11 protein-coding genes and 2 tRNA genes are annotated in these 14,004 nt (G+C 60.7%); 6 read left to right on the top strand and 7 right to left on the bottom strand.

The features are described 5' to 3' along the window. The first annotated feature begins 13 nt into the window (after positions 1 to 13). From CDA63_RS01160 to CDA63_RS01150, 4 genes are all read left to right on the top strand, one after another. Positions 14 to 89 (top strand) — tRNA-Gly (locus tag CDA63_RS01160). Between the two features lie 47 nt (positions 90 to 136). Continuing rightward, positions 137 to 637 carry an HNH endonuclease gene (locus tag CDA63_RS21820; protein WP_394335379.1) on the top strand — a complete coding sequence of 167 codons (501 nt, stop codon included), beginning with the start codon at positions 137 to 139 and terminating at the stop codon, positions 635 to 637. Continuing rightward, positions 623 to 709 (top strand) — tRNA-Leu (locus CDA63_RS01155). The genes CDA63_RS21820 and CDA63_RS01155 overlap by 15 nt, the downstream gene beginning before the upstream one ends. A gap of 136 nt (positions 710 to 845) precedes the next feature. Continuing rightward, positions 846 to 1,826 (top strand): AAA family ATPase, encoded by a 981-nt coding sequence (locus tag CDA63_RS01150; RefSeq protein WP_242434509.1) that lies wholly within the window; start codon positions 846 to 848, stop codon positions 1,824 to 1,826. Positions 1,827 to 1,964: 138 nt separating this feature from the next. Here CDA63_RS01150 and CDA63_RS01145 read toward each other — a convergent pair whose 3' ends face one another. The 4 genes from CDA63_RS01145 to CDA63_RS01130 all read right to left on the bottom strand — a co-directional run bounded on the left by CDA63_RS01145 (position 1,965) and on the right by CDA63_RS01130 (position 9,399). Then, positions 1,965 to 3,239, bottom strand: a complete 1,275-nt coding sequence (locus CDA63_RS01145; protein WP_088462605.1) for a lipopolysaccharide biosynthesis protein — start codon at positions 3,237 to 3,239, stop codon at positions 1,965 to 1,967. Between the two features lie 26 nt (positions 3,240 to 3,265). Further along, the gene (locus CDA63_RS01140) at positions 3,266 to 4,468 is read right to left on the bottom strand and encodes a glycosyltransferase (protein ID WP_088462604.1); all 1,203 of its coding nucleotides are present in this window, start codon (positions 4,466 to 4,468) and stop codon (positions 3,266 to 3,268) included. Between the two features lie 197 nt (positions 4,469 to 4,665). Then, positions 4,666 to 6,330 (bottom strand): T9SS type A sorting domain-containing protein, encoded by a 1,665-nt coding sequence (locus CDA63_RS01135; RefSeq protein WP_088462603.1) that lies wholly within the window; start codon positions 6,328 to 6,330, stop codon positions 4,666 to 4,668. A 204-nt stretch (positions 6,331 to 6,534) separates the two neighbouring features. Beyond that, positions 6,535 to 9,399, bottom strand: a complete 2,865-nt coding sequence (locus CDA63_RS01130; RefSeq protein ID WP_088462602.1) for a TonB-dependent receptor — start codon at positions 9,397 to 9,399, stop codon at positions 6,535 to 6,537. 145 nt (positions 9,400 to 9,544) lie between these two features. On the opposite strand from CDA63_RS01130, the gene CDA63_RS01125 reads away from it, so the two are divergent. Continuing rightward, positions 9,545 to 10,444 (top strand): YicC/YloC family endoribonuclease, encoded by a 900-nt coding sequence (locus tag CDA63_RS01125; RefSeq protein WP_088462601.1) that lies wholly within the window; start codon positions 9,545 to 9,547, stop codon positions 10,442 to 10,444. A 336-nt stretch (positions 10,445 to 10,780) separates the two neighbouring features. After that, entirely contained in the window at positions 10,781 to 11,326 is a 546-nt protein-coding gene (locus CDA63_RS01120) for a hypothetical protein (RefSeq protein WP_126546673.1), read from the top strand. Positions 11,327 to 11,776: 450 nt separating this feature from the next. On the opposite strand, the gene CDA63_RS01115 is transcribed toward CDA63_RS01120, so the two are convergent. The 3 genes from CDA63_RS01115 to gcvH are packed head-to-tail and all read right to left on the bottom strand — an operon-like array spanning position 11,777 to position 13,911. After that, positions 11,777 to 13,045, bottom strand: a complete 1,269-nt coding sequence (locus CDA63_RS01115) for a M28 family metallopeptidase (protein WP_165768137.1) — start codon at positions 13,043 to 13,045, stop codon at positions 11,777 to 11,779. A 53-nt stretch (positions 13,046 to 13,098) separates the two neighbouring features. Further along, complete coding sequence (locus tag CDA63_RS01110) at positions 13,099 to 13,506, bottom strand: VanZ family protein (RefSeq protein WP_126546672.1); 408 nt, start codon at positions 13,504 to 13,506, stop codon at positions 13,099 to 13,101. Positions 13,507 to 13,530: 24 nt separating this feature from the next. After that, a complete protein-coding gene (gcvH, locus tag CDA63_RS01105) occupies positions 13,531 to 13,911 on the bottom strand; it encodes a glycine cleavage system protein GcvH (protein WP_088462597.1) in 381 nt (126 codons plus the stop codon). Positions 13,912 to 14,004: the final 93 nt, after the last annotated feature.

The raw sequence follows: 14,004 nt of genomic DNA, 5'->3' as shown, positions 1-14,004 counted from the left end.
GTTAGAAACTCAAGCGAGAGTAGCTCAGCTGGTAGAGCGCGACCTTGCCAAGGTCGAGGTCGCGAGTTCGAACCTCGTCTCCCGCTCCAAGTAAAAAACCTGCCCCAACCGGCAGGTTTTTTTGTTTATTGCCGGCATGGCTAACACCCGCAAATGCTCATGTTCCGACGATGAGTTTCGCCAGGCTGTATCCGAAAGCCTCTCGGTGCGGCAGGTGCTACACCGCATTGGCCTCGTGCCAGCCGGTGGCAACTACAAAACCGTGTACACTCGCATCGCCCGACTGGCGCTGGATACCAACCATTTCACTGGGGCCGCCTGGAACCAGGGGGCACGGTACCGGGCGTTTGGTCCGAAGGCAGCGCTGGAAGAGATTCTGATTGTGAATTCGCCTTACGCTTTTACACACGGGCTCCGAGGTAGATTGTTGAAGGAAAGATGGAAAAGCCATCAGTGTGAGCGGTGTGAGCTACGTGAGTGGCAGGGAACTCCTATTCCACTTGAGCTCCATCATGTAAATGGAGTGAATAACGACCATAGAGTCGAAAATTTGCAGTTACTTTGTCCCAACTGCCACGCTCAGACAGCGAATTATCGAGGGCGTAATCAGTCAGGACCATCTGCCAGAGTGGTGTAATCGGTAGCCACGAGGGACTTAAAATCCCTTGTCTTCACGGACGTACGGGTTCGAGTCCCGTCTCTGGTACCAGTGCAGAAAGCCTTCCCGGGGTAGCCCGGGAAGGCTTTTTTATGGCTTAGTAACTCATGGGCCCACGGCCAATCCGACACCGAAGGCCGGGAACGGGGCCAATCTTTTACCTTTAGCGTTCTTCCCCTCCGTGCCTATGTCCGCTCCGATGCTTTCTCCCGACGATTATCAGCAGAAAATTAGGCAGGCGTTTGCCGAGATGGGCAAGGTGGTTGTGGGCCAGCAGTACATGGTCAACCGCCTGCTGATCGGGCTATTTACCGGGGGGCACGTGCTGCTGGAAGGCGTGCCGGGCCTGGCCAAGACCCTGACAGTGAGTACCCTGTCCAAGGTACTGCACCTGCACTTCCAGCGGGTACAGTTCACGCCCGACCTGCTGCCTTCCGATTTGGTGGGCACCATGATTTATAACCAGAGCCGCTCGGAATTTGAGGTGAAGAAGGGGCCAATTTTCGCCAACTTGGTGCTGGCTGACGAGGTAAACCGCTCCCCGGCAAAAGTGCAGAGTGCCCTGCTCGAAGCCATGCAGGAAAAGCAGGTGACCATCGGTGAAATCACGTACCCGCTCGATTTGCCCTTTCTGGTGCTGGCCACCCAGAACCCGGTGGAGCAGGAGGGCACCTACCCGTTGCCCGAGGCCCAGGTCGACCGTTTCATGCTGAAAGTGCACGTCGATTACCTCAAGAAAACCGACGAGCTGGAGGTGATGCGCCGGATGGCCAACCTGAGCTACGCCGACGATGTGCGGCCGGTACTGACCCGCGACGATATCTTTGGTATTCGCCACCAGATCAACCAGGTGCAGATTTCGGAAACGCTGGAGAAGTACATTATCGAGTTGGTGTTTGCCACCCGCAAGCCCGCCGAGTACGATCTGGCCGAGTTTCAGCAATACCTGCAATTTGGGGTGAGCCCGCGGGCCAGCATTGCCCTGCACCGGGCCGCCAAGGCCGTGGCTTTCCTGGATGAGCGCGACTATGTGTTGCCCGAAGACATCAAGGACGTGGCCGCCGATGTGCTCAACCACCGCATCCTGCTCAACTACGAAGCCGAAGCCGACGGCATCCGCACCCAGGACATGATTGAAGCCATCTTGCGCAAAGTCCCAATTAGTTAGCGGGAGAGCAGGAAGGAGGTGCGTTTGATGTTTGTTGGTTTCAACGCACGGCAAATGCGTCACCTAAAAATTGGCTTCCGGCCTGCTGGCCCATACTGTTTTGAAGTAGCGGTGATGGTCGGGATTGACGTTCTTTCCCTAATCCCTAACCGGCCGAACCAGTCGCCAGAGGTAGGTCAGGTCGGCAGGGCGGGGTAGGAAGGCTGTTGGGCCCAGACCCGTGGTGCGGCGGAAGTGCCAGAGCAGAAACGCCGTGGAGGCCGTGTAGGAAAGCGTCGAGGCCAGTGCTGCGCCCCGGATGCCCAGCCGCGGAATCAACAGCATCCCCCCGCCTATGGTAACGACCAAACCCACCAGCGCGGCGGCGTTGTTGCGGCGGTACTGCGCCCGGCCCGAGAAATAGCTGCTTATCAGCATCTGTACCGCCATTACAACGGAGCCCGGGGCAAGTAGCTGCATGACGGTTTGGGCAGGGCCGAATTCGCGCCCGAACACGGCCGTGAGCAAGGTGGGGGGGACAGCCACCAGTACCAGTACCGCCGTTGCGGTGCCCAGCACCGCCAGCCGCCCCACCCGTAGTGCCGATTCGGGCAGTGCCCCGGTCTGGCCGGGCGAGTTCACCAGGTCTACGTACTGGATCAGGGCCGCACTGCGCGGAATTAGCCAGATAGCTTCCATTAGGGCCACGCCCACCGAGAGTACACCCACGGCCCGGGCATCGGCAAAGTAGGCCACGAAATAGTAGCCGAGGCGGTAGTTGGCGAAGGCCAGAATATTGGAAAAATGTGCCCCCCGGCTGTGGCGGGCCAGTTCGCGCACGGTGGCTCGCAGCCGTCGGCCCAGGCGGCGGCGGGGGTCGGGCAGGCGCAGTAGCGGCCCCAGACTCAGGAGTAGCGGCAGTCCGAAGGCCAAGTAGGCGGCGTAGTAGTAGGTTTCAACGGCCACCCAGTGTCCGCCTGCCCAGAATGCTGCCAGCAGCCCCACGGCCAGCAGTGCCACCTGGGCTAGCGTGAGCAGGTTGTACGTGCCTTCGCGCCGCCGGCCCAGCAGCAGGGAGGTATTAATGGAGAAGAGCGCCTGCAACAGGCTTAGGGCTCCCAGGTGCAGCAGGTACGTTGGTTCTGGCTGGCGCAGCAGGCCTACGGCCGCCGTGCCCAGCCCGCATACCACGGCCGCCCAGCCATAGGCGGGCAGTAGCAGGTGCCAGAGGTTGCGGCGTGGGGCCAGGTAAATTAGGGAGGAGCCCCCCAACAGCCCGATAAAGAGCAGAATGGCCGCGCAGTCGGTTACGAACAGGCTGATGGCCCCGCGCCCGGTGGCCCCGAGGTAGCGGGCCGTCAGCCATACCACCCCGAAGCTAAGCAGGGCCGTAGCCAGGCGGGTGGCAAAATTATGGATGACGCGACGCAGCATAAGGGCGGCAATAACTGAATAAACGGCTACGCCAGCACTTGCCGGTACACCTGCCGGAACGCTGCTCCCACGGCCGGGTAGCTGAACCGTGCCACGGCCGTCGCGCGCATGGCCGGCTCCTCGAAGCGGCCTGCCGGAGCCCGCAGCACTTCCAGCAAGGCCCGGTAGAGCGCCTCCTCGTCGGCGGGCGCCACGAGCAGCCCGGCCGATCCGTCGGGGAGCAGCAGCTCGGGCACGCCGTTGACGCGGGTAGCCACGGCCGGCAGGCCGCTGGCTTGGGCCTCAATCAGTACGCAGGGTAAATTTTCGTAGTTGGAAAACAACACGAATGCCTGGGCCCGGCGCATTTCTGCGGCTACTTGCTCCGAGGTCAGCTTGCCCAAAAACGTTACTGTACCATCCGCCAGCAGGCCCAGCTCGGCGGCCAGCGCGTGCATTTGGGCCTCGGCGGGGCCGTAGCCGGCCACGCGCAGGTGCAGGGCCAGTTCGGGGTAGTCGGTACGCAGGCGGGTCACGGTACGCAGGGTGCCACTCAGGTTTTTGGCCTGTTCGTTGAAGGCGGCTACGTTTAGCAGCCCTCGCCGCTGCCCCGGTTCGGTGGGCAGCCGGAACAGGTCGGTATCGACCACGTTGGGGATAATGATGGTACGTGCAGCTTGGCCCCCCAGGTGTGCCAGCGCCCGGCGCAAGTCGTCGGAAACGGGGGTGAAGGCGGCGGCATGGCTGACCAGTATGCCCGCTAGCCGGCCCCGCCACCAGCTGAGCCGATGGGCATTCACGGGCAGGAACGCAGTCTGGTGCTCGGTAACCAAATAGGGAATTCGGTACCACCACTTCAGCCCCATTGCTACCAGGCCGGTGCGCAGCAACACATGCACATGCACGATATCAGGCTTGGCACCCTGCCAGTGGCGGCGCACGGCCCGCCAGCCCCGCCCGATGCACACCAGCCACAGCCCCAGCTTCAGTAGCTTATCTAAAGGGGCGAGGCCCGTGAGGCGGTTCCGGTAGTAGTAGCGCCAAGTGGGTACCGGGCCGCTCAGGTCAATGTCTTCCTCGATAAGCCTGCCCAACGGCCCCCGGGCCACGGCCGCGAAAACCACGGCGCTCTGCAAGGGCTGCTCCGGTGTGGTAGCGCTGGCAATAGCGGCCACATGCCGGGCCACGAAGTCGCCGTCCTGGTCGTCGTAGCGGTGGGGGTACCATTTGGGCAGGTGTAGAACGCGCATGAACGAAGTGGGAGCAAAATCGGGGTGTGGCAAAAGTACGACGCGGCCCCCGGAGCGCCGCCCAACCAGAGGCTACCGGAAAATAACAGAGCCGACGCCCTGTAGGACGTCGGCTCGGATAAGTATAGAATAAATGACCGGGAAAATCAGCTGGAATTACAATCGAGCACTTAATATCCGGTAATCAGCCGAAAAACCTAACGGGCTACCACGAAGCGTACCGACTGGCTGGTCTCGTTGGTCGTGACGGTGGCGATGTACACGCCGGCCTTCAGGTTGGCAGGTAGATTCACGGCCTGGCTGCCGACGGTGAGCTTGTCGTTGGTGAGCAGGGTAGCTACTTGGCGGCCGGTCAGGTCAAGTACGCGCACGGTGGCGGTGCCGCTGCGCTTCAGGCTGAAGCTAAGCTGGGCAGCACCAGCCATGGGGTTTGGTGTAACGGTGAGCTGCTGGAGCTGGTCGGAGGCCGACTTAGTAGCCAGCGTGAGGCCAGCGCGGTTGTAGCAGGTAATCTGGGGGTCGAAGTTGGCCCAGGCGGCGGTCCAGTCGGTGGTGCCGAAAGCGCCGCGGTAGGTAGGCGTCTTCTCGAAGAAGGCGTCGGCCAGCTTAGCATCGGTGTAAGCTGCGCCCATGAGCAGGGGGGAGGTGCTCTGGGGCAGGAAGTTGGGCTTGGTCAGGCTAAAGTTGTCGACAGCCAGTTGCAGGTCGGCCACCGTGCTGAGGGTGTTGCCCCGGGCGGCGGCGTTAAAGTAGCCGGCCAGATCGAACGTGCTGCCCGAAACGCTGGCGAAGTTGCTGCCCATGCCGGCAAACACGTTGTTCTTGAGCACCAAGCTGCCGGCCGTGGCGTTGGCTTCGCTGGCGGCCCCATCAAGCAGAATGCCCGTAGGGTAGCCGGTAATCACGGTATTGAAGACTGACAAAGCCGAGTTGCGACGGATGTGCATACCGCGCCGGTAGTTGCCGTCGAGGTTAGCCGCCGGACCGGGCAAAAACAGGCTCACGTTCGAGAACACGGCCGAGGTCTGCGGCGAGTTGCTGGAGCCCGTTGCATCGTTGTCCGACTCGAAGCCGTTCGAGCCCGAGATGTCGGCCACGTTGGGGTCGCGCAGCGACACGGCGTACTGCACCTTGCCCGAGTAGCCGTTGTCGGTGTCGAACTCATCATCGAGGCCCCGGAAGGAAATCAGGTGCTTGGCGTTCACCGTGCCCCCAAACCATTCGTAGGAGTCGTCGTTGGCGTAGGAAACCTGGATGTAGTCGAGCTCAGTGCCCGAACCTACGCCAGCCAGCGTCAGGCCGTTGATTTCGTTGCCGTTGCCGAAGTCGATGCCGGGGAATTCGATGCGCACGTAGCGCAGTACGCCCGAGTTGTCGGCCGCGTCGGTGCCGCCGTAGGTGCCGCTGCCCTGCGTAATGCCCTCCACGTTGGCCGTGCCGCCGGCGTTGTTGATGGGCGCCCGGCCCAAGAGAATGATGCCGCCCCAGTCGCCGCGTCGGCGCTGGCCGGCGGCGTTGCCCGAGGTAAAGACAATCGGCTTGGTGGCCGTGCCGTTGGCGTTGATTTTGCCGCCCTGCTGCACAATCAGCGAGCCTTTGGCCCCGGTGGGGTTGGCTGGGTCGTTGCCCTTGATGATGGTGCCGGGCTCAATGTTGAGCACTGCGCCCGAGCGCACGAACACGTTGCCGTTGAGCTGGTAGATATTGTTGGCGGTCCAGTTCACGGTGCCGGTAATCTCGGTCACCGCAATAACGGGTGTTGGGGCAGCGGGGCATACGGTCTGGGCCTGAGCGGTCGTCAGGGCGGCCGGGGCAACCAGCGTAGCGCAGGCCAACATGACAGGAAGTAGAATCTTTTTCATAATCAGGAAAGCTAGTAGGGTGGATGAATCAGATGACAGGGCAAAGGTCCGGACCAGCCGGCCGCGGTACCACTCTTCGGTATTGTGCTTCTGTTAGGATTGTGTTTCCTTAATGTTTAGTCCGGGTAGTTGAGATGGGCTGGGATTAGAAAAAGGAACGTCATGCTGCCCCTTCGCTCAGCATGACGTTCCTTTTTCTAATCTCTAAAACTGCCAGGTCAGGCCCAGCGTCGAGTACTGGCCGCGCTTGTAGCGGGCGAAGGCGCCGGTTTCGAACGAGTCGATTTTGTTGTTGCCGTTGAAGTCGTAGTACTGGCGCACCAGTTGGTTGAGGGCATCCTGCACCCCAGCCTTGATCTGCAGGTGCTCACCCAGGCTCTTAGTCACCGAGAGGTCAATCACGTTGCGGGGCAGCTCGATTACCGAGAAGTTGGTGCCCCGGTCGCCCACGAACATAATGCGCGGCCCAATCACGTTGTACTGGGCCGAGGCCTGCCAGCCGTGGTCGGCATCCTGGTAGAAAAGGCCTAGGTTCACCACGTAGGGCGACTGGCCCTGCAACGGGCGGTCGGAGATGGCGAAGTCGCGGTTACGCTCGTTGTCTTCGAGCTGCACCCGGCTGCGGATCAGCGAGGCATTGGCTACCAGCGAGAGGCGGTCGACGATGCGGCTGCCGGTCAGTTCGGCCAGCGACTTTCGGGCTTCCACTTCCAAGCCCATATCGTAGGCGCTCTGGGCGTTCTGGTAGCTCAAATACAGGTTCAGGCCCCCGGTCGAGGTCGTGGTCTGCTCGATGGCATCCTGGAAATACTTGTAGAACACGCCAATCGAGAGCATTTCCGAGCGGGTCGGGTAGAACTCGTAGCGCAGGTCGGCGTTGTAGATTTTAGCCGTTTTCAGGTTCGGATTACCTTCGAGGAAGTAGCTGTTGGCGAAATCGTAGTACTGATACTGGGCCAACTCCCGAAACTCAGGCCGGTTCACCGATACACTGCTGGCCAAACGCAGCAACGAGCGCAGGTTGAAGTTGTAGGTGGCATTGAACGAGGGCAGCGCGAACGTGCGCTTCTCCTCGTAGGGGGCGGTGGCCGTGTCGCCGCTCACCAGCCGGCGGCGATTATACTCCATGCGCAGCCCACCCGACACGCTGAACTTGTCGGAAATGGGCAGCACGGCGCTCAGGTAGCCGGCCGCGAGCAGGTTGTTGGCCGAGTACCGGTCGTTTGCCTGGGTGCCCTCATCAAGCCGGAAACCATCCTGGTTGTTGATGTTTTCGGGGCTGAAGATGGTTTCGATGGGCAGCCGGCGCAGGTCGCGGCGGGTATCGGCGGTACGCACGAACGAGAAGTAGCGGCTGGCGTAATCGCGCTCCTTGTACTCGGTGTAGAAGCCGGCGCGCAGCTTGTACTCGTTGGCCTTGGTGGTGTCGCGGCCCGCCAGGCGGTGCTCCCACTGGCCGCGGCCCATATAGGTGTTCTCGGTCAGGGTCGAGAAGTAGTGCGAGGCGTCGAGCTGGGAACCCGTGACGGGTACAATTACCTCGAACGGCGTGGTGGCCGGATCGGCTTCCTGCGAGCGTTGGGTGCGAAAGCGACGGTAGTCGGGCTCGTCGCGGAACACGTAGTTGTAGCCCCCGGCCCAGGTGAAGGTGTTGCGGGGGCTGTCGCCGAGCCCCAGCAGGCGGCCTATTTCGTGGGTGCCTTGGAGCTGGCCCGAGTAAATGGTGCGGCTCTGGTAGTGGAGCGAGTAGTTGTCGAAGTCCTGGCCCTGGCCGGGGCCGCCCTGCTCATAGCTTGGGCCGGTGCGGTGCACTACCTCGTCGGTGCCATACTGGTTGAGGAAGTTGCGGAACTCCAAGCGGTTGTAGTCGTTGAGGCGGGCCTGCCAGTTATGAATCACGCCCAACCGCACGGCGCTCAGCGCCCGCTGGTCGTTGTAGTCGGTCAGCAGCGGAGCCGACTGGTTCAGCGTGTCGAAGGCCTGGTAGCGGCTGCGCCGGATGTCGTATTGCTGGAGCGTGTTGGAGTAGGAAACCGACGTTACGTTGCTCAGGTCAAAGTTGCCCAGCGCAAACTTGCGGGTCAGGCCCAGCGAGAGGCGGGTGTCGGGGCGGGCCGTGCCCAGGCCGGGCTTCCACTCGTTGCGCAGCTGGCTGCCCACCTGCCGGAGCTGGCCGTCGGGCAGGTTGTTGAGGTCGGCGGCCCCCCCGAAACCGGGTAGGGCGTTGGGCAGGGCCCGGTCGCCGCTGTCGAAGCCCAGCCAGTCGGTGGCGCTGTGGTTGGTACTCTGGTAGTTGTTCTGGAACGTGGTGCCGCCCCGATAGCCGCCGGTCAGGCTGAGGCTGGTCGAGTTTTCGAGCACCGAGTTCTTGGTGAACACCTCTACAATGCCGCCGCCGAACTCGCCCGGCAGCTCCGGGGCCCCGGACTTGAAGATCAACACCCGGTCAATCACCGAAGAGGGGAGAATATCGAACGAAAACGAGCGGGTATCCACTTCGGCCGAAGGCGTGAGGGCCTCATTCAGCAGCACCGTATTATAGCGCTCGGCCAGCCCCCGAATCACGACGAAGCTGTTGTTCTGGATCGTAACGCCTGGTATGCGCTTCATCACCTCGGCGGCGTCGCGGTCGAGGCTCTTCACGATTTGCTCGCTGCTCATGCCGCTCACCACGACCTCCGACTTCTTGAGGTCCTGGAGCATGGCCACCTCGGTGCCGGTCTGCTTCTGGCCCGTAACCACCACTTCGCCCAGCGACTGGCTGCTTTCTTCGAGCGTGCCGTTGAGCGTCGTCGGCTGGCCCTCGCGAATCACGATGCCGGGCAGCGTTAGCGGCTTATAGCCAATCGACTGCACGCTTACCGTGTAGGTGCCCGGCGTGGCCGTGAGCGAGTACGTGCCGTCGATGTCCACTGGGGCGGCCTGGGTGGTACCCGTCAGGATAACGGTGGCTCCGATAGCACCCTCGCCGGTTTTTTTATCGGTTATTTTTCCCCGCAGCGTACCTTGCTGCGCCCAGGTCAACTGACTGATTATCAAAAAGAAAAACAGTAGAAAAGAACGCCGCATAATCGGGGTAGAAAGAGTTTCACAAAAGTACCCCGGCCCTGTTATGCTAATATTGCGTCCAGGTTATGTTTGTGTTACTGCTGAACTAACCGCTTCTGCTCCTGCCACAAACCGCTACTTTTGCGGCCAATTTGCCCCACAACCCATGCTTCAATCCATGACCGGCTACGGAATCGCAACCCGCGAAACCGACCGCTACGCCGTTACCGTCGAGATTAAGTCGCTCAACTCCAAGAGCCTCGACCTGACCCTGCGCCTGCCCCGCTTTCTGCAGGACCGGGAGCTGGAAATTCGCAACTTCATCACCAAGAGCCTGGTGCGGGGCAAAGTCAACCTCAGCCTCGACTTCGTGCGTCCCCGCGCCACGGGCGCGGCCGGCTCCATCGTCAACGAGGCGGCCCTTACGGCGGCCTGCCAGCAGCTGCAGGCCCTGAGCCTGCGCACCGGCCTCTCGCTGGAGCAGGTAACGGCCGTGGCCCAGGCCCTGCCCGGGGCCCTGCGCCTGCCCGCCCCCGACGCCCCCATTGCCACCGAGCAGGAGGAGGAAACGCCGTGGGAAGAGCTACTGCCGCTGTTGCAGGAGGCCCTCGACCGCGTCCACGAGTTCCGCCGCACCGAAGGACAAACCCTGACTACCGAAATCCTAGGCTACATCGACCGGATCCGCATCCTGCTGGCCGATGTGGAGCGCCACGACCCCACCCGCATCGAGCAGGTGCGCCAGCGCCTGCAAACTCACTTGGCCGACATATCGGCCAATGAGCACTTCAACAGCATCCGTTTCGAGCAGGAGGTGCTACACTATATAGAGAAGCTTGATATCGCCGAGGAAAAGGTGCGGTTGATCAGCCATTTGCACTACTTCACCGAAACGGCCGGACTACCCGAATCCGTAGGTAAAAAATTAGCGTTTATTTCGCAGGAGATTGGTCGAGAGATCAATACCATCGGCTCCAAAGCCAACGATTCTACCATCCAACACCTAGTGGTGGGCATGAAGGAAGAGTTGGAAAAAATCAAGGAACAGATCAACAACATTCTCTAAGTGCTAAAACTGCTGTTCCGACTTCGCTGATAGTATAATTGAACTTTGCAGATACTAAATAGTATAGCTAATTTCTGATATATAATTGGGATTTTTCGGGGTTGGCGGTTCTGGTTCAAAAAGAATATGTGTAGTCTTAATCTTTGTTTAGATTGCCCAGAGGGCTATTATGGTCCTTTTAGAGGTAGTTGTTAGCAACCTTCTCAGCTTATATAGTTGCAGGTAAGTTGTCTTTTCCCTTTTTTTGCGTAAATTGTGTTATCCAAGCAACAGAGGGTTATTCCTCGGCAGGGTATCCTTCAAATTTTGATTTTCATCTTTTTTCAGCCTACTACTATGAAAAAAGTCTTACTTATCGCCCCTGTTCTCTGCCTGATGGTGCTGCTCATGGCTGCCCGTCCGTTTGCAGAAGTTGAATTGGTTAAGAAGCGTGTCCTGAGTGAGCGGGTAGAAATCCTCATTCCCAAAGGATTTGAAGTCATGAGCGAGCAGCAAATGGACTTCAACTATGCTAAATCGCAGAGCCGCCCGAGCGTTATTTATACTAACAGCAAGGAAGCCAGCTTATCCTTCTCCTACACCGATAACACGGCGGACCAGGACATGGTGGACATGTACCACGATAACTTCTACAAGATTTACTCCAAACAGTTCAAAGGCGCGACCTGGTTCAGCCACGGCGTGAAGGAAGTGAACGGCCGTAAAGTGGGCTACCTCGAGCTGATGAAGCCCGAGTTGGGCCATGAAGTGTACAACTTCATCTTCTTCACCGACGTGGAAGGCAAGTTGCTCATGTGCACTTTCACCTGCGCCGACCGCCAGAAGCCCGAGTGGGAGAACATTTCCAAGCAGATCATGGGCTCGTTTAAAGCCAACGGCTAAGCCTAAGCGGTTTTTTCGCTAAAAAGGCTTCGTCCCGGAACGCAGTCAATTGACTGCCCGTTCCGGGACGAAGCCTTTTTAGCGCTCCAGCCAACGCCACCCATTGGGCTCCACCGGGGCATTGTAAGCCGTGCCCACTGCGCAAGCAGCGGTGGCGGATCGATGTGGTTACAGCGCAATAGTCGTTTGCCAGCTCAGCAGGAACACCCGTATCTCTAGAAACGGAAACGTATACAAGCAGCGCCTTGCATGGACGACATACGGTCCTTGACCGGTTTAAGCCGTGCTTCTGGGGTTATAACGGGCCGTGAGATTTACTTCTAAATATGGCGTCCTTCCGGAGCTAGTAAACCACCACCGCACTGCGAATACAGCGCCCCTCGCGATTCAGCGGGCGGAATAACCTGCCCATGCGTCCGTACTCACTTCTCACTTCTCACTTCTCACTTCTCACTTCTCACTTCTCACGGCTGAGGATGCGCCTAATTGGTTTAGGAAGTCGCGCAACAGGTTAAATACGGCGCTAAAAGCGGTGAGTGGTAGGGTTTCGGGGCGGTCAAGCACGTCGTGGTAGGCACTGATGCCCCCGCGGGTGTAGAAGAACAGGGCTGGCACGCCACGCTCGGAAAAGTAGAAATGGTCGGAGTTGGCGGCCCGGCCCCGAGCGGCCAGGGAAGGCACGTAATGGTGAACCGTATTGAGTTGCTGAAGCTGCGCGAACTGCTTTTCGAACACCCGCCCGTTCACGACCGTCAGGCCCTCGCCGCCGGTGCCCAACAGGTCGAGGTTGGCAAGTAGCTTAATGTTGGCCAGTGGAACCAGCGGGTGCTCCACGAAATAGCGCGAGCCTACCAGGCCGGCCTCCTCGGCCCCGAATGCCAGGAAGGCCACCGAATAGGCCGGCCGGTTTTCGGGCCGGGCGTAGTAGGCAGCCAGTTCCAGTAGCATGGCCACGCCGCTGGCGTTGTCGTTGGCCCCCGGGAAGTATGTGGCACGCCCGAGTTGGCCGAGGTGGTCGTAGTGGGCCGACACCACCAAAAACGAGTCGGGGCGAGCGGTGCCGGGCAGGTAGCCAACTACGTTCTGGGTGGGGTAGGCTGGCACCAGCGTGGCATCGAGGCGCAGGCTTACCGTGCGCGTGGTTGCGGGCCAGGCGGCGGCCCGCACTTCCAGCCGGGGCTGAGGGGCCTGCTCGCCGGCCAGGCTGGCCGTGAGCTTGCCGGACACAAGCGTAAGGCGGCCGGCTGCCGTAGCCAGATGGGCCTGCACGGCCGCTGGCAAGGCAGGCAGGCGGCGCACCTGGGCCTGGCTGAGCACGAGCACTGCACCCGTGAGCGGGGTGGCCAGCAGCGCCGCCTGAGCAGTGGGCTGCGAGAAAACCAGCGTATCGGGCTGGTATACCGGGCCGCAGAGGTGGCCAGAGCCCGAGTTGGGTTCGGCAATAAAATCGAGGCCGGGGCGCAACGCCTGGTTGTCGGCCCGCAGCTCGGCCCGGCCAGGGAAGGTGTTGATGGGTAGCATGAAAGGCTGGCGGAAGCCAGGGGCCAGCGGCTGCAAGCCTAAGGCACGGAACCGCTGCACCAAGTAATTGGCGGCTCGTTGTTCGCCTTGGTTCACGTAGCCGCGGCCGTGGAAAGCGGGGCTCGTTAGCTTCTCAATGGTCTGGCGGACGCGGGGTAGGTCCTGGGCAACGGTTGGGGTGGCCCAGGTTAACGCCAAGGCTGCCCCAAGCAACCCGGCCGCCTGGCTGCGCCACCACAAATGGCGGCAACTCATTGCCACCGGTGCCGGGTGGCCCATATCAGCAGCGTACCGGCGGCCACGCCCAACGCGTCGGAGAGCAAGTCCGACCATTCGCCGTGGCGACCCAGGGCCATGCGCATCTGCAGGATTTCGACCAGTGCCCCTAAAGCCACGGAGAACCCGAATACAGCGCCGAAAGCGTGGCGGTGCAGCCAGGGCCAGCGTTGCTGCCGCCGGGCCGAAAACGTACCCAGCACGGCCAACACCCCAAACACAAAGGCGTGAGCGGCCGTGTCGAAGGAGAGTAGCTGCCAGTGGGGCAGCGGTGGCATGTCGGCCGAGGGCGTAAGCGTACTCACCATAATAAACGCCACCCACGCCAGCGGCAGGAGCCCGAAGGTCCGCCGGGTTGGCGTGGGTGGCGCGGAAACTAACACAAGCGGAGTGAAATGATACGGGGCCTAAGCGCCTACCAGTTCGCCGTAGGTTTCAGCCGAGAGCAGGGCCTCCAGCTCGGTCGGGTCGCTTACCGACATCTTGATCATCCAGCCGTCGCCGTAGGGGTCGGAGTTGACCAGCTCGGGGCTGCCATCGAGCTTATCGTTGATTTCGAGTACGGTGCCGCTGATGGGGCTGAACAGGTCGGAAACTGTTTTCACGGCCTCTACCGTGCCGAACACCTCGTCGCGGGCAACCTCCTTATCAAGCGTATCAATATCAACGTACACAATGTCGCCGAGCTCTTTCTGGGCGTGGTCGGTTACGCCGATGAAGGCTACGTCGCCTTCAACGCGGATCCATTCGTGCTCTTTGGTGTACTTGAGGGTGGCGGGCAGATTCATGGGGCGATGCTAAGGATGGGAGTAAAGGAGCGGTACGCCGCGCGCACCACGCCAAAAGTACAGGTTAAAGGCGAGATGGGGAAATGGGTTTTG

This window comes from Hymenobacter amundsenii (assembly GCF_002204745.1).
In the GTDB taxonomy this organism is placed as follows: domain Bacteria; phylum Bacteroidota; class Bacteroidia; order Cytophagales; family Hymenobacteraceae; genus Hymenobacter; species Hymenobacter amundsenii.
This window is presented reverse-complemented; position numbering and strand designations above follow the sequence as displayed.